At 46.1% G+C, this 20,173-nt stretch carries 17 protein-coding genes; 8 read left to right on the top strand and 9 right to left on the bottom strand.

What is annotated here, in order from left to right:
• Window positions 1-2,274: a DNA topoisomerase IV subunit A gene (gene parC, locus CAG58_RS02820; RefSeq protein ID WP_161426027.1), complete on the top strand. Its 2,274-nt coding sequence runs from the start codon at window positions 1-3 to the stop codon at window positions 2,272-2,274.
• Between the two features lie 96 nt (window positions 2,275-2,370).
• Here the strand turns inward: parC and yacG are convergent, their stop codons facing one another.
• The 8 genes from yacG to nadC form a co-directional block, all read right to left on the bottom strand.
• Entirely contained in the window at window positions 2,371-2,568 is a 198-nt protein-coding gene (gene yacG, locus CAG58_RS02815) for a DNA gyrase inhibitor YacG (protein ID WP_040903818.1), read from the bottom strand.
• Window positions 2,569-2,609: 41 nt separating this feature from the next.
• On the bottom strand, window positions 2,610-3,350 hold the full coding sequence (zapD, locus tag CAG58_RS02810) for a cell division protein ZapD (RefSeq protein WP_004394266.1): 741 nt from the start codon (window positions 3,348-3,350) through the stop codon (window positions 2,610-2,612).
• Window positions 3,351-3,381: 31 nt separating this feature from the next.
• Window positions 3,382-3,990, bottom strand: coding sequence for a dephospho-CoA kinase (coaE, locus tag CAG58_RS02805; protein WP_158138885.1), 609 nt, complete (start codon window positions 3,988-3,990; stop codon window positions 3,382-3,384).
• A gap of 5 nt (window positions 3,991-3,995) precedes the next feature.
• Window positions 3,996-4,862: a prepilin peptidase gene (locus tag CAG58_RS02800; protein ID WP_158138884.1), complete on the bottom strand. Its 867-nt coding sequence runs from the start codon at window positions 4,860-4,862 to the stop codon at window positions 3,996-3,998.
• A gap of 175 nt (window positions 4,863-5,037) precedes the next feature.
• Window positions 5,038-6,264, bottom strand: a complete 1,227-nt coding sequence (locus CAG58_RS02795; protein ID WP_154170154.1) for a type II secretion system F family protein — start codon at window positions 6,262-6,264, stop codon at window positions 5,038-5,040.
• Between the two features lie 18 nt (window positions 6,265-6,282).
• Complete coding sequence (gene pilB / locus CAG58_RS02790) at window positions 6,283-7,971, bottom strand: type IV-A pilus assembly ATPase PilB (RefSeq protein ID WP_161426026.1); 1,689 nt, start codon at window positions 7,969-7,971, stop codon at window positions 6,283-6,285.
• A gap of 14 nt (window positions 7,972-7,985) precedes the next feature.
• Window positions 7,986-8,405: a pilin gene (locus CAG58_RS02785; RefSeq protein WP_004394258.1), complete on the bottom strand. Its 420-nt coding sequence runs from the start codon at window positions 8,403-8,405 to the stop codon at window positions 7,986-7,988.
• A 377-nt stretch (window positions 8,406-8,782) separates the two neighbouring features.
• Complete coding sequence (nadC, locus tag CAG58_RS02780) at window positions 8,783-9,703, bottom strand: carboxylating nicotinate-nucleotide diphosphorylase (protein WP_161426025.1); 921 nt, start codon at window positions 9,701-9,703, stop codon at window positions 8,783-8,785.
• 108 nt (window positions 9,704-9,811) lie between these two features.
• Here nadC and ampD point away from each other — a divergent pair, with 108 nt between their 5' ends.
• Window positions 9,812-10,357 carry a 1,6-anhydro-N-acetylmuramyl-L-alanine amidase AmpD gene (ampD, locus tag CAG58_RS02775; RefSeq protein ID WP_154170162.1) on the top strand — a complete coding sequence of 182 codons (546 nt, stop codon included), beginning with the start codon at window positions 9,812-9,814 and terminating at the stop codon, window positions 10,355-10,357.
• On the opposite strand, the gene fldB is transcribed toward ampD, so the two are convergent.
• Window positions 10,354-10,872 (bottom strand): flavodoxin FldB, encoded by a 519-nt coding sequence (gene fldB / locus CAG58_RS02770; protein WP_154170164.1) that lies wholly within the window; start codon window positions 10,870-10,872, stop codon window positions 10,354-10,356. The genes ampD and fldB overlap by 4 nt on opposite strands.
• 131 nt (window positions 10,873-11,003) lie before the next feature.
• On the opposite strand from fldB, the gene xerD reads away from it, so the two are divergent.
• The 6 genes from xerD (at window position 11,004) to aceF (ending at window position 20,171) form a co-directional block, all read left to right on the top strand.
• On the top strand, window positions 11,004-11,912 hold the full coding sequence (gene xerD, locus CAG58_RS02765; RefSeq protein WP_154170166.1) for a site-specific tyrosine recombinase XerD: 909 nt from the start codon (window positions 11,004-11,006) through the stop codon (window positions 11,910-11,912).
• 15 nt (window positions 11,913-11,927) lie between these two features.
• Window positions 11,928-12,680, top strand: coding sequence for a thioredoxin fold domain-containing protein (locus tag CAG58_RS02760; protein ID WP_161426024.1), 753 nt, complete (start codon window positions 11,928-11,930; stop codon window positions 12,678-12,680).
• 60 nt (window positions 12,681-12,740) lie between these two features.
• Complete coding sequence (gene recJ, locus CAG58_RS02755) at window positions 12,741-14,480, top strand: single-stranded-DNA-specific exonuclease RecJ (RefSeq protein WP_158139070.1); 1,740 nt, start codon at window positions 12,741-12,743, stop codon at window positions 14,478-14,480.
• A gap of 303 nt (window positions 14,481-14,783) precedes the next feature.
• Window positions 14,784-15,554 carry a pyruvate dehydrogenase complex transcriptional repressor PdhR gene (gene pdhR, locus CAG58_RS02750; RefSeq protein WP_004394247.1) on the top strand — a complete coding sequence of 257 codons (771 nt, stop codon included), beginning with the start codon at window positions 14,784-14,786 and terminating at the stop codon, window positions 15,552-15,554.
• Between the two features lie 50 nt (window positions 15,555-15,604).
• Window positions 15,605-18,265 carry a pyruvate dehydrogenase (acetyl-transferring), homodimeric type gene (gene aceE / locus CAG58_RS02745; RefSeq protein ID WP_161426634.1) on the top strand — a complete coding sequence of 887 codons (2,661 nt, stop codon included), beginning with the start codon at window positions 15,605-15,607 and terminating at the stop codon, window positions 18,263-18,265.
• Between the two features lie 19 nt (window positions 18,266-18,284).
• The gene (gene aceF / locus CAG58_RS02740; RefSeq protein ID WP_161426633.1) at window positions 18,285-20,171 is read left to right on the top strand and encodes a pyruvate dehydrogenase complex dihydrolipoyllysine-residue acetyltransferase; all 1,887 of its coding nucleotides are present in this window, start codon (window positions 18,285-18,287) and stop codon (window positions 20,169-20,171) included.
• Window positions 20,172-20,173 lie beyond the last annotated feature (2 nt).

The following is a 20,173-nucleotide window of genomic DNA, read 5'->3' as shown; positions in this document are numbered from 1 at the left end:
ATGTCGAGTGAAATCAGTTTTGAGGGCGTAGAACAGTTACCGCTGCGCAAGTTTACCGAGGACGCCTATCTCAATTACTCTATGTATGTGATTATGGACCGCGCCTTACCTTATATCGGCGATGGTTTAAAGCCGGTTCAGCGGCGGATCATTTACGCCATGTCTGAGCTGGGGTTGTCGGCATCAGCGAAATACAAAAAATCGGCACGAACCGTCGGTGATGTACTGGGTAAGTATCATCCTCATGGCGATTCGGCCTGTTATGAAGCCATGGTATTGATGGCACAGCCGTTTTCTTATCGTTACCCACTGGTTGATGGTCAAGGCAACTGGGGGGCTCCGGATGATCCTAAATCGTTCGCCGCGATGCGTTATACCGAAGCTAAGTTGTCTAAATTTGCCGAAGTGCTATTGGGTGAATTAGGCCAAGGTACGGTGGAATGGCAGCCTAACTTTGATGGCACCATGCAAGAGCCGAAAATGTTACCGGCTCGCTTACCACATATTTTGCTTAATGGGGTTACCGGCATTGCTGTTGGTATGGCAACCGATATTCCGCCCCATAATGTCCGTGAAGTCGTTGAGGCGACGATTCACCTGATCGAGCATCCTTCTGCCAGTCTTATTGACTTGATGCAGTATGTAAAAGGTCCTGATTTTCCAACCGAAGCGGAAATAATTTCACCACCGTCTGATTTAGAAAAAATCTATCAAACCGGGCGTGGTAGCATCAAAATGCGTGCGGTATGGCATAAAGAAGGCTCGGATATCGTTATTTCAGCGCTGCCGCACCAAGTCTCTGGTGCGAAACTATTGGAGCAAATCGCTGGGCAAATGCGCGCTAAAAAGCTGCCGATGGTGGAAGATTTACGCGATGAATCGGATCACGAAAACCCAACACGGATAGTGATTGTACCGCGCTCAAGTCGAGTTGATTGCGATACTTTGATGAATCATTTATTCGCTTCAACTGATTTAGAAAAGAGTTTTCGGGTTAACCTCAATATGATTGGCCTGAACAATCGCCCTGAAGTTAAAGGCTTAACGCAGATTCTGAGTGAATGGATTGAATTTCGCCGTGAAACGGTGCGCGCTCGTTTGCAATATCGTCTTGATAAGGTTTTGGCTCGCTTACATATCCTACAGGGTTTGTTGATTGCTTATCTCAATATTGACGAAGTGATAGAGATCATTCGTCAAGAAGATGAACCCAAAGGCATCTTGATGGAGCGCTTCGGGATTAGCGACATTCAAGCCGATGCGATTTTAGACACCAAACTGCGCCATTTAGCAAAACTTGAAGAGGTCAAAATTCGTGGCGAACAAGATGCTTTGGATAAAGAGCGCGCTAAATTAGAAGAGTTACTTGGTTCTGAGCGACGCTTGAACACGCTACTCAAGAAAGAATTAAAAGCGGATGCGGAAAAATACGGTGACGATCGCCGCTCACCGATTGTTGAGCGGGCGGAGGCCAAAGCCTTAACCGAACGTGACCTGATGCCTAATGAAATGATCACTGTGGTGATCTCAGAGAAAGGTTGGGTACGTCATGCTAAAGGGCATGAGGTTGATTGCCATAGCTTGAACTATAAATCCGGTGATAACTACCTCGCGCATGCTTGCGGGAAGAGTAATCAACAGGTGGCTTTTTTAGGCAGTGATGGGCGTAGTTATTCATTAGAAGCACATACTCTGCCTTCTGCTCGTGGTCAGGGAGAGCCGATTACCGGACGGTTGAACATTACTGAAGGCTGTTCGATTCGCCAAGTAATTATGGGTGAAGACGATCAGCTATGGTTGGTCGGTTCTGATGCCGGTTATGGTTTTGTGTGTAAAGGTTCGGATCTGTTATCGAAAAATCGCAGTGGTAAAGCTTTAGTGAATTTGCCGAATAACTCTGAGTTACTGGCACCACAAGCCGTCAATGATCTGCAGCATGATGAGATTTTAGCGGTGACCAATCAGGGACGAATGCTGCTATTTCCAATCAAAGATCTGCCGCAATTAAGCAAAGGTAAAGGCAATAAGATCATTAATATTCCTAGTGCGAAAGCGAAAGCGCGAGAAGAAGTGGTTTCTCATTTGCTGGCTATTCCGTCTGGATCATCGATTACGCTTTACGCTGGAAAGCGAAAGTTAGGCTTAAAGCCTACGGATTTAGATAATTTCCGAGGTGAGCGAGGCCGCCGAGGGGCACTGCTACCGAGAGGATTACAGCGGGTGACGCAAATAGAGATTGATGCAGAACCTACCGAACCTTTGGTTGTAGAATAAGAGCATAAAAAATCCCCAGCCAATCTGCTGGGGATTTTTTTATGCTCATATTTACTTCAGGGTGGTGGGTATTTTAAACCTCTATCCCTGAGAGACTTATAGCGGCTCTTCAGACCAACCGTCACTATCTGACATATCGGGTGCACCAGGAATGGTATTTTCTTCATCAGCCCAAGTACCAAAATCAATCATCTGACACTGTTTACTACAAAAGGGCCGGAAAGGACTTTGCGCGCTCCACGGCACATCATCGCCACATTGGGGGCACTTTACCACGGTGATTTTTTTTGACATGACACTATCCTGTAGGTAAACCAAATCAGAAGGATACGGATTTAGCAGCACACCGCAAGATCAAAAGGAATATTTCGGCTGCTGGCTTTACCAGAAGAAAAATCAATGAACTTAATGGCAAAGCGATTTTTATGACCAGAAATCATCGGATAGACGCCGTACTCTAAAGGAATCGATAAACGCAGGATATTCGCGTCTTCCGCGTCGCTTTGGTAGAAACCATCTTGTGCCATTCGTGCTCGGAAATGCCCGGTTTCTCGGGTGAGTTTTAACCATAATGCAAGCGCATCAGATAGGGGTTGTAAGGTTGCAACCCATTGTTTTATGTCGAGTTGCTTCTGTTCTGATGATAAGTGTAACCAGTAATGCAGAGCGGGAAGATCAAAGCAACAAGAGCCACCAGGGAGGTTAAATCGTTGACGAATGGTACTTAAGAATCGATCATCTTTTAGCGATTGGCCGAAGCGTTCGCCGGCTAATAGGCAGCGATGAACACTGTCAATCTCTTGTAACAGGCTAGTCAGCATCTGTTGGTCGACACCGTCAATATCAATCCATTGTCGGTAGGTTTGACGCTGTTTTTCAATATCTTTTGCTAATTCACTTTTCAGTTGCATCTGCTCAAAAATATCTAGCAGGTCAAAGAGAGAACGAAACAGCAACTGATGCTGAATACCGTCAGCCGTTTGACAGGCTCGATCCATTTGATTGAGCAGCGCTTCGACGCGTAAATAAATGCGCGTTTTTTCATTTAGCGGATGTTCAAACTTATGTGTGCTCATGAAACTGGCCTTGATTGATTTACCTGTATTCTCACCGATTTGTACCGCTCATTACCAGATACTTTTGATGTAATTCTGTGATTTGCGGCAAAAGTTGTCGGTTTTTTGCTCCATTTTTAATCACATCATCGGCCATCGCTAAACGCTCAGCTCGGGTTGCTTGAGCGGCTAAGATCGCTCGAGCTTGTTGTTCATCCACCTTATCTCGTGCCATGGTGCGCGAAATTTGAGTCTGTTCATCTACATCAATCACTAACACGCGATCAACCATCGATTGTAATTGATTTTCAATTAATAACGGTACAACGAGTAAACCATAAGGCGATGTAACGAGCTTTAATTGCTCGGCCATTTGTTGGTTGATCAGTGGGTGTAACGTTGCGTTAAGCCATTGTTTTTCTTTAGGGTCGGCAAAAATTCGTTCACGCAAGGCGCTGCGGTTTAAGTGGCCATCGTCTTGTAAAATATCCTCACCAAAGTGCTCGATGATGGCGCTCAGGCCCGGAGTGCCGACTTCAACCACTTGCCGAGCAATGATATCGGCATCAACGATATCAATCGAGAAATGTTCTTGAAACAGATTGGCGACAGTGGTTTTGCCACTCGCGATGCCTCCAGTTAGGCCAATAATCAGCGTCATGAGCGTTATCCTACCAATGAATGTAGATACCAAGCGATCAGTTTATCGCCCCACAACATCGCCAGCCAACCAGCAATCGCCAAGTAAGGACCAAACGGGAAAGCTTTATTAATGCCTTGTTTTTGCAAACGCAATTGAATCAATCCAAACACCAAACCGACCAGTGAAGAGAGTAATACGATTAACGGTAATAATTGCCAACCTAACCAAGCTCCGAGCGCGGCAAGCAACTTAAAGTCACCATAGCCCATACCTTCTTTACCGGTCAGTAGCTTAAATAGCCAATAAATCGACCATAAGCAAAGATAGCCTGCTATCGCTCCAATCACGGCGTCATTGAGTGAGAGTGGGCTAATATTCAACAGTGCTAGGCTGATCCCTGCCCACAGTAAAGGCAGAGTCAATTGGTCTGGCAGCAACATGCTATCCAAATCAATGAAGGTGGCGGCAATTAACACATAAGTAAACAGCAGCAGTGCCACACTATAAGGGCTAAAGCCAAAGTGCAGAGCAATGATCAAACTGCTCACGGCAGTTAATAGCTCAATCGCCGGATAGCGAGCGCTGATCGGTGCTGAACAGTGCGCGCATTTGCCTTGCAAGCAGAGCCAACTGATAAGTGGAATATTATCTCTTATGCGCAAAGGCGTATGACATTTAGGGCAAGTTGAACGAGGTGTACTGAGCGTGAGCTTGCCATCAGGGGGTGTGATGCCATAGTCAGGAAAAGCGTCGGCACATTCTTGACGCCATTCTCGTTGCATCATCGTTGGTAAGCGGTAAATCACCACATTCAAAAAACTACCAATGATTAACCCTAATAGCGTTGCTAAGGCGGGAAATAGCCAAGGTATATAGTAAAAAATGTCCATTTAGGGTGCTCTTGTTAGCAGCAGGAGTGTTATTCCCTTTCAACTTAGAGTGGGCGTGAGGTGGGCTAAGCCTATTGATATTTAATGAGCGCTTAGCAAGGCGATGAGCTTATCACTCATCATGACCAATCTGCTTCTTCAGTGATTTGGGGATAAAACATCGAAAGTGAGTATACTACCCCAATACACTCATTAAGTTAAAGATAGGTAAATACATTGCCACGACCAGCCCACCAACCACTGTACCAAGAAAGACAATAATTAGGGGCTCGAGGATTTTACCTAAATTATCTACGGTGTTATCAACGTCGAATTCATAAATCGTTGCTACTTTATTCAGCATGTCATCGAGCTTACCAGACTCCTCGCCAATCATAACCATTTGTAGAACCAATTCTGGGAAAGCGCCGGTATTGCGCATTGCGATATACATTGGCATGCCTGCCGCAGTATCTCGGTAGACTTGTTGAATAGCCGTTTCAAAATGAAGATTACCTGCGGTTTTCGCGGTCGTTTTTAGGCTATCAAGAATCGGGATCCCAGCCGCAAAGCTGGTGGCGAGGGTTCGGCTAAATTTGGCGATCGACGCTTTGCAGAGTATGCCACCAACAATGGGTATAGTGAGTGCTAAGCGGCTGGTTTTTAAACGGAATTGGAACGATTTTTTACGGATAAGTTTAAAACCGAATACGATGGCAATGCAGAGCAGTACAAAGACTAAGCTGTAGGCTTGAACCAGATGCGACAGTTTAAGTACTTGTTGAGTAAACCAAGGTAACTCGGCACCAAAACCTTGAAACATAAGCTCAAATTCAGGAATAATCATGGTGAGCATTAAGTAAGAGACGCCAAGCGCAACCAACATCACCATCGCTGGATAGATTAACGCTTTGATCACTTTGGCGCGCAGTTGTTCGGTTTTCTCTCGATAGGTGGCAAGGCGCTCAAAAACTTCCGCCAAGTTACCCGATTGTTCACCCGTTTGTACCAAATCAACGTAAAGAGGGTCAAACAGGCTACTGGCGGTACGCATTGCTTTTGAGATCGGCGTCCCTGCTGCTACGCCTTTACTTATTTGAGTGATGATCGATTTCATTTCTGCTTTTTGATGACTATCAGCGACTAACTTTAAGGCTTGAACAATGGGGACCCCCGTCGCGAGCATGGTCGAGAGTTGGCGAGTCAGCAGGGTAATCTCTTTGTTTGTGGCGCGATGAGTGAGACGAGTGATCAAAGAGAGGCTGCTTTTTTTGATCTTTTGAATTTGCACATGTTGATCTTTGAGTTTATCGCGCACTTCCAATTCGCTGATCGCTAAAAATTGCCCTGACACTTTTTTGCCAGAGCTATTGATGCCTTTCCAGCGATAATTTTTCAGTTCTTGTGCTTTAGATAGCGTCATAGCGAGAAATCCAATCGATTAGAAGTAAAGAACACGCTGCAGCTCGTCAATGCTGGTGATCCCCTGTTGGAGTTTTTCTATTCCAGATTCTTGTAAAGTTTGCATACCATTAGCTTTAGCAATGGCTTCGATATGAGTAATCGAAGCGCGCTGCATGATCGCTTCAGCTAATTGGCTATTAAACGCCATTACTTCATAAATGCCGACTCGGCCACTGTAGCCTTTGGTGCATTCACTGCAACCGTTCGGATCCGCCGCGTAGAGAATGTCATCGGCTGATAAGTCAAACTGCTGTTGTTCCGTTACGTTTGGTTGTTTGGCGACTTTACAGTTCGGACATAAACGGCGTGCTAAGCGCTGAGCGATGATTAAGCTTAATGAAGAAGCGAGATTAAAAGGTTCAATGCCCATATTAGTCAGGCGAATCACGGTCTCTGCTGCTGAGTTAGTGTGTAACGTGGAGAGCACTAAATGCCCGGTTTGAGCAGCTTTAACGGCAATTTCAGCGGTCTCGACATCACGGATTTCACCGACCATAACAATGTCCGGATCTTGGCGTAAAAAAGAACGCAGCGCTTTAGCAAAGCCAAAACCGATTTTCGGTTGCACTTGTACCTGATTGATGCCGGGGAGATTGATTTCGACGGGATCTTCGGCGGTAGAAATATTCACCTGCTCACGATTTAATAAACTCAGCCCAGTATAAAGGGAAACGGTTTTGCCGCTGCCGGTTGGGCCAGTCATCAAAATCATCCCTTGTGGCTGTTTGAGAGCATTGAGATAGAGCTGTTTTTGCATCTCGTTGTAGCCTAATTTGTCAATATCTAAACTGGCGGCGCTGCTATCGAGTAAACGTAGGACAATTTTTTCTCCCCATAAGGTGGGTAAGGTGGAAACGCGCATATCAATCGCGGTGGTGGCATTGAGGCGCAGTTTAATTCGCCCGTCTTGTGGCAAGCGCCGCTCGGCGATATCCAGTTTCGCTAAAATTTTAATTCGCGCCGCTAGCCGGCGGCCTAAATGGCTGGCGGGTTGTTGGGTTTGCACCAAAATACCATCACAGCGTAAGCGAACTCGATAAAGGGACTCGTAAGGTTCAAAGTGAATATCGGACGCGCCTTTACGCACTGCATCAAGCAAGATTTGGTTAATAAATCGGCTAACTGGAGAGTCATCTTGGCTAAGATCCTCGACTTGTTGCTGCTCATCATCAGAAATATCGACTAAGCTGGCTAGCTCGTCTTGGCTGATCTCTTTGCCTTGCGCAGAATGCCCAACTAATGAGCGTCCGTATAAGCGACGAATAGCCCCTTGTAGTGCTTTATAGTCTGCCAACACCACTTCAATCGCGAGTCCGGTGGCAAAGCGAAATTCTTCTTCTGCTTGCAGATGAGTCGGGTCGGCCATGGCTAAGGTGAGTACCAAGCCATTATTCTCAATCGGTAGCGCTTGGTAGCGCATGATTAACTCACGTAATCCGAGCTGTTGGCACAGCTCTGGGTAGGCATAATCGTTAAGATTTTGGATCGGCAGTGCGAACAGCTGACTGATGTGTTCGCTCAGCTCTTGGCTATCGAAGATCGCTAAATCCAACAAAGCTTCCGGCGCGCTAGCGCCAGAAGCTTGGATATGTTCGACCAGCGCTTTTTCTTGCGTCAGGCTAAGTAATTGCGCCTGACGCAAAATCGCGATGAGATTGGTGAGCATAAATTATTGATAAATTATGATTTTGTTGTGTTACAAGATTTTATGTCGAAATCTGTTATCTCTTTATCAGCCTTACATGTCCAGCCAGTGTCCTTATCTCTTTCTAAAGTAATTTTCTTGGTATCCAATACACCCTTATCGAAGGTAAAGACGATGCTTTCTTTATCTTCTCCAATTGATAATGTGCCTAATCCATTCGCTGTTGCCGAAGTGCCTAAATCACCGAGAGCAGTTAATGATCCATACTCTTGAATATGCAGTTCAGCCGGGGTTTGTAGTGCTTTCAATGTGGCAATAGCAGAGGATGCTTGAGATTTGGTGACATAATCTTTATAAGCAGGTACAGCGACTGCCGCTAGCACGCCAATGATCGCCACGACGATCATCAGTTCAATTAGAGTAAAGCCTTGTTGTTTAGTGTAGTGAGTTTTCATGACTGAATTATCCTTGGGTATGGTCAGTTGTTGAGACCGAATTAGGATAAGTGTCTGGTTGCATTAATAAAACTGTCACACAAATGTGTTTCGAGTCAGGCGACAGTTTTTACATCCGCGTTGAAATGTCGTTGCTGAAATTCTGCGAGTCAGTTAAAGATATCCCGATAAACAGTGTGGCAATTGGTGTTTATCGGGAGTGATAAAGAGGCAATGGTGGTTTGATATCAATTCGATGACAGGCTGAGGCGATGCTTCAGGGGGATAAAACCCGATGAACCTTTAACCTTTATCCCCTTTCTACTTGAAGCTGCAGCGGTGTTGGCTACGTTCGTTCACCCCAATCACATAGTTTGCCTATGCTCATGGGGATTCACTCACTTGCCGCCTACCTGCAACTCCAAGTCGTTTGGGTATAGGCGCATGGAGAGATCCAACGCTTGAATATGCTTGGTTAATGCCCCTACCGAAATATAATCCACCCCCGTTTGCGCGTATTCGCGAATGGTCGCTAAGGTGACATTGCCTGAGTTTTCCAGAGCAGCCCGTCCCGCGTTGATACGCACGGCTTCACGCATCATCTCTAAGCTAAAATTATCGAGCATAATAATATCAGCCCCGGCGTGAATCGCTTCTTCGAGCTCGGCTAAGTTTTCGGTTTCCACTTCAACCGGTTTGCCCGGATTAAGCGCTTTTGCAGTCGTGATCGCGGGGGTGATCCCGCCGCAAGCAATAATATGATTCTCTTTGATCAGGTAAGCATCAAATACACCGATACGATGGTTAAAGCCCCCGCCACAAGTGACGGCGTATTTTAAGGCATTACGTAGTCCCGGTAGCGTTTTGCGGGTATCCAATAGACGACACGAGGTGCCTTCCAGTTGCTTGACGTATTGGGCGGTAACGGTAGAGCAGCCAGATAAGGTTTGGATAAAATTCATCGCGTTACGTTCACCGGTCAAGAGTGCGCGCGCAGGGCCGCTTAGCGTGCACAATACTTGATTGGGTTCGAGCGAGTCACCATCTTGCACATGCCAATCTATCGCTACTTCACCACCAAGTTGTCGAAAAACTTCATCAGCCCAAGCTTGGCCACAAAATACGCCCGATTCGCGAGTAATGATCGTCGCCACATTATGGGCATCGGTAGGGATCAGGCTGGCGGTAATATCTGCCGTTGGATCGACACTACCACCAAGATCTTCTTCTAGTGCATCACGTACCGCACGCGTAATATCTAAGGGAAGCTGTTGTTTTAGGTAATCAAGGCGTTGTTGGCTGTTATGGGTGTTTTTCATCGCGAATCTAATCTAATATGCTATCGAACGGAGTTTGAATGATACGCTGACTAGGCGTGAAATTCAGCCACTAATCACGGATTTTGTGTAATAGATAAGGTGAAATTGATGATTGACCCAGCAGGCTGGTATCAAGTCGCTCGACATGTTCCGTCGCCTTTTTTTGATCAGCGCACTCAGCAACAACCCATTTCTCTATTGGTCGTGCATAACATCAGTTTACCGCCGGGGCAGTTCGGAGGGCCTTATATTGAACAGTTTTTTACCGGTCAATTGGATCCGAGCGCACACCCATTTTTTGCCACCATTGCGACGATGCAGGTCTCAGCGCACTGTTTAATTCGCCGTGATGGCGAGGTCGTGCAGTTTGTACCTTTTTCTGGGCGAGCTTGGCATGCTGGACAATCATCCTTTGCGGGTCAAGCGCGGTGTAATGATTATTCAATAGGTATAGAGTTAGAGGGCAGTGATTATGTGCCCTATACTTCGGCGCAATACCAATCATTGGTACGCTTAACAAAGGCTTTGCAACAGCGTTATCCGGCAATCACTCAGCAGCGGATCACCGGTCATCAATATATCGCTCCGCAACGCAAAACCGATCCAGGATTGGTATTTGATTGGCGCTATTTTTTTCAGCAGCTATCGCTTTAATTGAGCTGTTGATATTCAGTGAGGATCTGTTCTACCCAGTTGGCAATACGCTCATCACTGAGTTCATATTGTGAATCTTCATCGAGTGCTAAACCGACAAAATATTCACCATCGGCAGTCAGTGCTTTCGAGGCATCAAAATGGTAACCATGATTGGGCCAGTAGCCAATAAGCTTAGCGCCGCTCTTCTGGATCTCGTCGTGCAGCATCCCCATCGCATCCAGATACCACTCGCCATAGCCTTCTTGATCGCCTAAGCCGAACAATGCGACGCACTTGTCGTTTAGCGGTACGCCATCGATGTGATCCCATATTGCACTCCAATCTTCTTGGATTTCACCAAAATCCCAAGTTGAGATGCCTAAAATCAGCAGGTCGTAATCACGCATTTTGCTTAGTGGCGTCTCCTTGACATTATGGAGGGTCAATAATTCTTCGCCAATAATGGCGCGCATTTTTTCCGCTGCCATTTCGGTATAACAGGTGGTAGAACCGTAAAATAGGCCAATTTTCATAGAATCTTATTCATGGTTTAGAACGATGGACGAATTCTATACCCAATTCGACCAGAGATGCCACCTAGGAGTGGCGACTATTTTGTGGTATTAAGTTGAGGTCTAAATCTAATAAATAATGAGAAGAAGCGGTGTCAAAGCAATTGTCGGCCGACCATGGACTGGTTGAGCAGTTTTTAGATGCGATGTGGATGGAGCGAGGATTAGCGGAAAATACCCTGATGTCTTATCGCAATGACCTCACAAAATTATTGCTCTGGATGGAGCAACACGATTACCGATTAGATTTCATCAGCTTGGCTGGGTTGTTGGAGTATCAGAGCTGGCTAACCGATCAAGATTATAAACAAACCTCACGAGCAAGAATGCTCTCGGCGTTACGTCGTTTATTTCAGTATTTACACCGTGAAAAAGTGCGTAGTGACGATCCGAGTGCCTTATTGGTGAGCCCTAAATTGCCACAGCGTTTACCGAAAGATCTCAGTGAAGAGCAAGTCGAAGCGCTGTTGAATGCGCCGGATCCTAATGATCCATTGGAGTTGCGTGATAAAGCCATGCTAGAGTTATTGTATGCGACCGGACTGCGTGTTACTGAACTGATTTCGTTAACCATGGAAAACATCAGCTTACGTCAAGGTGTGGTGCGGGTAGTTGGTAAGGGCGGTAAAGAGCGTTTAGTGCCGATGGGTGAAAATGCCATTGAATGGATTGAAACGTTTATCGCTCAAGGGCGCTTACATTTACTGGGCGAGAATACGTCTGATGTGGTCTTCCCAAGTAAACGTGCGCAACAAATGACGCGGCAGACCTTTTGGCATCGGATTAAATATTATGCCGTGATTGCTGGGATTGATGTCGAAAAGCTGTCTCCCCATGTTTTACGTCATGCCTTTGCCACTCATTTACTCAACTATGGTGCCGATTTACGCGTGGTACAGATGCTGCTTGGTCATAGTGACTTATCGACCACGCAAATTTATACTCATGTTGCGACTGAGCGACTCAAACAAATACACAGCGAGCACCATCCAAGGGCTTAAAAGAAAGGATTATTTATGAAGGTTTTACACCGTCTGACGCTTTTTGCTTTACCATTTTTCACTATGGCATGCCATGCACAGGAATCAAAAGAGCAAACGCCAAGTTTGGATAAAGCAGGATTTGAGCAACGTTTTGCCCCATTAGGTATTGATGTCACGGCTATCGTCCCTTCTGAGATCAGCGGATTGGTCGAAGTGCAAACGCCCGGTGGCGTGTTATACGCTTCGCCGGACGGTAAACATTTTATTGCCGGAACGTTATACGCATTGAAGGATGACGGTAGTTATGTCGATATGTTAGCCAAGCGCCAAGCGCCGATTAATGCACAAAAATTACAACAAGTTGCATCGAGCACAATTGAATTTAAAGCGCCTCAAGAGCGCTATATCGTTAGTGTGTTTACCGATACGACCTGCGGTTATTGTGTTCGTTTGCATAGCCAAATTAAAGATTACAATGATTTGGGGATCACCATCCGTTATTTAGCGTTTCCTCGTCAAGGCGTTGCCGGCCCTGTTGCCGAGCAAATGGCGGCGATGTGGTGTGCTAGCGATCCGAAGCAAGCCATGCACGAGGTGAAAATTGAGCGCAAAACGTTAACCCCGCAAGGGAATATCGCTCAATGTAAACAGACCATTGCTGAACATTATCAATTAGGTCAAGAGCTGGGTATTTCAGGTACGCCAGCAATGTTCTTACCAAACGGTGAGATGATCGGTGGCTACTTACCCGCAGCTCAATTACTGCAACGCCTTCAACAAGGCTAATCTCACGACGTTGTTTATTACGAGGAAACAGGCTTGGCATGTCCAAGCCTGATTATTTTTATGATCGAGATCCACAGAAGACCAGAAGTCGATTTAAGCCTATTGCCTGACAGTATCCCCGATTTATTGAAACGTATTTATCTTAATCGAGGCATTACCCGTGTTGAGCAATTAGAGAAAAGCGCTAAATCTTTGCATTCGTATCAAAGTCTGCACGGGATTGAACTAGCCGTGTCACTCCTATTGAATGCCATTGAGCAGCAAAAGCGGATCATTATTGTCGGCGATTTTGATGCCGATGGGGCCACGAGTTGCGCGCTGTCGGTATTAGCGCTGAGAATGCTGGGTAGCCGTAATGTTGATTATTTAGTCCCTAATCGTTTTGAAGATGGCTATGGACTCAGTCCTGAAGTGGTTGATCAAGCCTTACATATGGGCGCAGAGATGATTATGACGGTGGATAATGGCGTCTCTTCCATCGAAGGGGTACGTTATGCCAAGCAACATGGTTTGCAAGTCTTAGTCACCGATCACCATTTACCCGGACAAGTCTTGCCTGAGGTCGATGCCATGGTGAATCCTAATCTACAGCAGTGTGCTTTTCCGTCAAAAGCGCTTGCTGGAGTAGGGGTGGCGTTTTACTTAATGATGGCACTGTGCGTGCATATGCGTCAGTCAGGATGGTTTATTAAACACGGTATTCCTGAACCTAAACTCATGGAATTGATCGATTTAGTGGCATTAGGTACCGTAGCTGATGTGGTTCCGCTGGATGACAATAATCGCATTTTAGTCCATCAAGGTTTACAGCGTATTCGCGCAGGTAAAGCCCGTCCGGGGATCCAAGCCTTAATTGAAATTGCCAAACGCGATGCGCGAAAACTAGTGGCTGCCGATTTTGGTTTTGCGCTTGGGCCAAGGATTAACGCGGCTGGGCGGTTGGATGATATGTCGTTTGGGGTTGAACTGTTGTTAACCGACAATATCCATGCCGCGCGGCGCATGGCCAGCGAATTGGATGCCCTGAATCAAACTCGTAAAGAAATCGAAGAAGGGATGAAGCAAGAAGCGTTAGCGTTTTGTGAGCGTCTTCAGTTTGCCGATAATAGCGCGTTGCCACAGGGGTTAGTGTTATTTCAACGAGATTGGCATCAAGGGGTGATCGGTATTTTAGCTTCCCGGGTCAAAGACAAATACCACCGTCCCGTGATTGCCTTTGCCGATGGTGGCGACGGATTAATTAAAGGTTCTTGTCGCTCGATCCCTAGCTTACACATGCGAGATACCTTAGATAAAATTGATACCCAGAATCCGGGGATCATTATCAAATTCGGTGGTCATGCGATGGCGGCAGGGTTAACCATTGCTGAAGCTAACTTGCCGCGTTTTCGTCAGCTGTTTGAGCATGAAGTGGCTTTACAGTTAGATGAAGCCAGCTTAAAAGGGATCGTACTCAGTGATGGTGAGTTAACTCCAGAAGAGTTCTCGATGCATACCGCCGAGTTATTAAGATCCGCAGGGCCTTGGGGACAAGCCTTCCCTGATCCACTGTTTGACGGTGAGTTTAAAGTTCTCCACCAAAAATTAGTCGGTGAAAAACACTTAAAATTAATGCTTGAACCGTTATTTAAAGGTCATCCAACCAATATCATGATCGATGGTATTGCTTTTAATGTTGATCTCCGTCGTTGGCCTGATGCTTCGGTGAAAACGGTACGCTTAGCTTATAAACTCGACATTAACGAATTCCGTGGCAACCAGTCTTTACAGTTACTGATTGATTGCTTAGAAGCCAAATAATCCTCGCCAACTTCTCATTCCGGACTGAGTTCACCTACACTCAGTCCGGTCACTCTATTGCTATTATTTTTCGCTACGACCTTATTAGGTTATTGACTTAGGCTTAATTTGTAATTGGTCTGACCTATACTATTGCTGTTTTAATGCGCGGTTGTTATCAAAGTGTTTTAACTTGGCTGGTTCTATGATTTGGGTCAACTTTTGACTGGACACTCGCGTTTTAATTATGTTAATTTCTACCCCAACTTGAAATTGGTATTACCAATTGCCTGCAAAAAATGACCAGTAGAAGAACAATAAATTATGGCTTATCAAAGGATTCGTCAGCCGAAACTTTCTGATGTGATAGAGCAAGAGTTAGAACGGTTGATTGTGGAAGGAACATTAGCCCCAGGGCAGCAACTCCCTCCGGAGCGCGAGCTGGCAAAACAGTTCGAGGTTTCTCGTCCTTCGATACGTGAAGCGATACAGCGTTTAGAAGCAAAACGTTTATTGACGCGTCGCCAAGGTGGCGGCACCTTTGTCAGTGAACATATCTGGCAAAGTTTCTCTGATCCTCTGCTAAATTTATTGTCTAGTCATTCGGAAACACAGTTAGATTTACTGGAAGCACGCCATGCGTTGGAAGGTATTTCAGCTTATTTTGCCGCTTTGCGTGGTACCGATGAAGATTTTGCTCGTATTCAAACCAGTTTGGCGCGAATTAGCGAAGTTCAAGACTTGAAAGATACCGAAGCAGAAGCCAGCACGGTCATGGCCTTTTTGATAGCGATTACCGAAGCCACTCATAATGTGGTGCTGCTGCATATCGTTCGTAGCCTTGCGCCTTTGCTTGAGCAAAATATTTTACAAAATTTTAAATTATTACGCCGCCGCCCCGAAGCGGAGGAGAAAGTAACTAAGCACCGAGCTAATATCGTGGATGCGATCGTTTCTGGTCAGCCAGAAAAAGCACGAGAAATGTCACACTCACATTTAGCTTATATCGAAGAAACATTGTTGGATTTGACCCGAGAAGAGTCTCGACGTGAACGTTCTCTCCGTCGCATCCAACAGGGTAATGAGCCGCAATAGCGGTCCATTGCGGTTCTAAATAAATCCAACCAACAGAAGGATAGATCGCCATGTCTGACATGAAGCATGACGTAGATGCACTGGAAACTCAGGAGTGGCTAGCTGCCCTGGAATCCGTTGTACGTGAAGAAGGCGTAGAGCGTGCGCAATTTTTACTAGAAGAAGTTCTAGAAAAAGCTCGTCTTGGTGGTGTTGATATGCCAACCGGTATCAACACTAATTACATCAATACGATCCCTGCAGCCCAAGAGCCCGCTTACCCTGGCGACACCACGATTGAAAAACGTATTCGTTCAATCATTCGTTGGAACGCGATCATGATTGTTCTTCGTGCTTCGAAGAAAGATCTTGATTTGGGTGGCCATATGGCTTCTTTCCAGTCTTCTGCCGCGTTTTATGAAACGTGCTTCAACCATTTCTTCCGTGCTCCTAACGAAAAAGATGGTGGTGACCTCGTTTATTATCAAGGTCATATTTCTCCAGGAATCTACGCGCGTGCCTTCGTTGAAGGTCGCCTGACTGCTGAACAATTGGACAACTTCCGTCAGGAAGTCGATGGCAAAGGTCTGCCTTCTTACCCACACCCGAAATTGATGCCTGAATTCTGGCAATTCCCGACCGTATCTATGGGTCTGGGTCCAATCGCCTCTATTTATCAAGCTCGTTTCCTTAAGTACCTAGATGGTCGTGGTCTTAAAGATACTTCTGAGCAACGCGTTTACGCTTTCCTTGGTGATGGTGAAATGGATGAGCCAGAATCACGCGGCGCAATCTCTTTTGCTGCTCGTGAAAAACTGGATAACCTATGTTTCCTTATCAACTGTAACTTGCAGCGTCTTGATGGCCCAGTGATGGGTAACGGCAAGATCATTCAAGAGCTAGAAGGCCTATTTAAAGGCGCTGGCTGGAATGTGGTTAAAGTGATTTGGGGTAACAACTGGGATGCACTATTAGCGAAAGACACCTCTGGTAAGTTACTGCAATTGATGAATGAAACCATCGATGGCGATTACCAAACGTTCAAAGCGAAAGACGGTGCTTACGTTCGTGAACACTTCTTTGGTAAATACCCAGAAACAGCGGCACTTGTTGCCGATATGACTGATGATGAGATTTTTGCTCTGAAACGTGGTGGTCATGAGCCATCAAAACTGTTCGCAGCGTTCAAGAATGCGCAAGAAACTAAAGGTCGTCCAACCGTTATCCTAGCGAAAACCGTTAAAGGTTATGGCATGGGTGAAGCGGCTGAAGGTAAAAACATTGCGCACCAAGTCAAGAAAATGGACATGACCCATGTTCTTGCGATGCGTAATCGTCTTGGTTTACAAGATCTTATCTCAGATGAAGCGATCAACGATTTACCTTACTTAACACTTGAAGAAGGTTCAAAAGAGTACGAGTACTTGCATGCGCGTCGTAAAGCCTTACATGGTTATACACCACAGCGTTTGCCTAACTTTACTCAGCCTTTAGTTATTCCTGAGTTAGAAGAATTCAAACCGCTACTTGAAGAGCAAAAGCGTGATATCTCTTCGACCATGGCGTTTGTACGTACGTTGAATATTCTTCTGAAAGACAAGAATATTGCCAAAAACATCGTACCGATCATTGCTGATGAAGCGCGTACCTTTGGTATGGAAGGTCTGTTCCGTCAAATCGGTATTTACAACCCGCATGGTCAGAACTACACCCCACAAGATCGTGATATCGTTTCTTACTACAAAGAAGCGACGTCAGGCCAGGTATTGCAAGAAGGCATCAACGAGCTAGGCGCAATGTCGTCATGGGTATCAGCGGCGACCTCTTACAGCACTAACGATCTACCGATGATCCCGTTCTATATTTACTACTCGATGTTTGGTTTCCAACGCGTTGGTGATATGGCATGGATGGCGGGCGACCAACAAGCTCGTGGCTTCCTATTGGGCGCAACGGCGGGTCGTACTACGCTAAATGGTGAAGGTCTACAGCATGAAGATGGCCACTCACACATCCTAGCGAGCACAGTACCAAACTGTATCTCTTATGACCCAACCTTCGCTTATGAAGTGGCGGTGATCATTCAAGACGGTATTCGTCGTATGTATGGTGACCAAGAGAACGTGTTCTACTACTTGACGCTAATGAACGAAAACTACGCAATGCCAGCAATGCCTGAAGGCGCTGAAGAAGGCATCCGTAAAGGTATCTACAAGCTAGAAACCTACACAGGTTCAAAAGCGAAAGTTCAGTTGATGAGCTCTGGCACGATCATGAATGAAGTGCGCAAAGCCGCGCAAATTCTGAGTGATGATTATGGCGTTGCTTCGGATGTTTACTCGGTGACTTCATTTAACGAATTAGCTCGTGATGGTCAAGCGTGTGAGCGTGATGCAATGCTTCATCCTGAAGCGGAAGCGAAAGTACCTTATATCGCACAAGTGATGGGTACAGAGCCTGCGATTGCTGCGACTGACTACATGAAAAACTATGCGGAGCAAGTACGTGCTTACGTACCAGCAGAGTCTTATAAAGTATTAGGTACAGATGGCTTTGGTCGTTCAGACAGCCGTGAAAACCTTCGCCGTCACTTTGAAGTGAATGCAGGTTATGTTGTGGTTGCAGCACTAAGCGAACTGGCCAAACGTGGTGAAGTTGAGAAATCGGTAGTGGTTGAAGCTATCAAGAAATTTGATATCGACACCGAAAAAACTAACCCGCTATACGCTTAATTGAAGGTAGGAAAGAATAATGGCAATCGAAATTAATGTACCGGATATCGGTGCCGATGAGGTTGAAGTTACTGAGATTCTTGTCAGCGTTGGCGACAAGGTTGAAGAAGATCAATCGCTTCTCACTGTTGAAGGTGATAAAGCCTCAATGGAAGTTCCTGCATCTCAAGCAGGTATTGTTAAAGAGATCAAAGTGACTGTCGGCGACAAAGTAACGACCGGCTCTTTGATCATGGTGTTTGAAGCTGAAGGTGCCGCTGCAGCGGCTCCTGTGGCTGAGGCTCCTGTTGCTGCTGCGGCCGCCGCTCCTGCCGCTACTGAACTGAAAGAAGTTCAAGTACCGGATATTGGTGGCGATGAAGTTGAGGTGACTGATATCATGGTTGCCATCGGCGACGTGGTAACAGAAGAGCAATCGTTGATCACCGTTGAAGGCGATAAAGCCTCAATGGAAGTACCCGCGCCTTTCGCTGGTACAGTGAAAGAAATCAAAATTGCCTCTGGTGACAAAGTGACCACGGGTTCTTTGATCATGGTCTTTGAAGTAGCTGGTTCTGGTACTTCGGCTCCAGCGCTTGTTGCTCAAGCTAGCGCTCCAGCAGCTCCGGCTGCAGCAGCAGATAAAGACGTTCAAGTGCCAGATATCGGTGGCGATGAAGTTGAAGTGACCGAAATCATGGTTGCGGTTGGCGACATGGTTGAAGAAGAGCAATCGTTGATCACCGTTGAAGGCGATAAAGCCTCGATGGAAGTTCCTGCACCTTTTGCTGGTAAAGTGAAAGCGATTAAAGTCGCTGCGGGTGACAAAGTTTCTACTGGCTCACTGATCATGGTGTTTGAAGTGGCTGGCGCAGCTCCTGCGCAAGTGGCGGTTGCTGCTCCTGTGCAAGCTTCAGCACCAAGCGCTGCCGCTGCTGCACCAGTAGCACAAGCGAGTGCTGCTACGACAGCTGATTTCCAAGAGAATCATGAATACGCTCATGCCTCTCCAGTGGTTCGTCGTCTCGCTCGTGAGTTCGGTGTTAACCTGTCTAAAGTGAAAGGATCTGGTCGTAAGAGCCGCATCTTAAAAGAAGACGTACAAAACTACGTTAAAGAAGCGCTAAAGCGTCTTGAATCTGGATCAGCGGCGGTCGCTTCTGGTAAAGGTGATGGCGCGGCACTTGGTCTGCTTCCTTGGCCAAAAGTGGACTTTAGCAAGTTTGGTGAAACTGAAGTTCAACCACTTTCTCGCATTAAGAAGATCTCTGGTGCTAACTTGCACCGTAACTGGGTAATGATCCCACACGTTACCCAATGGGATAACGCGGACATCACTGAGTTAGAGAATTTCCGTAAAGAGCAAAACGCTATCGAAGCGAAGAAAGACACTGGCATGAAGATCACCCCACTGGTGTTCATCATGAAAGCGGTCGCTAAAGCGCTAGAAGCCTTCCCTGCATTTAACTCTTCATTGTCTGAAGATGGCGAAAGCTTGATTCTCAAGAAGTACGTTAACGTGGGTATTGCGGTAGATACCCCGAATGGTCTAGTGGTACCTGTATTTAAAGATGTTAATAAAAAAGGCATCTACGAGCTTTCAGCTGAGCTGGCTGAAGTCTCGAAAAAAGCGCGTGCCGGTAAACTGACCGCTGCTGATATGCAAGGTGGCTGCTTTACTATCTCTAGCCTAGGTGGTATTGGTGGTACGGCATTTACGCCGATCGTCAATGCACCAGAAGTGGGTATTCTTGGTGTATCTAAGTCGGAAATTAAGCCAGTGTGGAACGGTAAAGAATTTGCTCCACGCTTACAGCTTCCATTGTCACTGTCTTACGATCACCGAGTGATCGACGGTGCAGAAGGTGCACGCTTTATTACGTACTTGAATGGCTGCCTAAGCGATATTCGTCGTTTAGTATTATAAGC

It is taken from the genome of Vibrio sp. V31_P5A7T61, assembly GCF_009904895.1.
In the GTDB taxonomy this organism is placed as follows: domain Bacteria; phylum Pseudomonadota; class Gammaproteobacteria; order Enterobacterales; family Vibrionaceae; genus Vibrio; species Vibrio metschnikovii.
The sequence above is the reverse complement of the archived record's forward strand: the minus strand, read 5'-3'. Positions and strand labels throughout refer to the sequence as shown.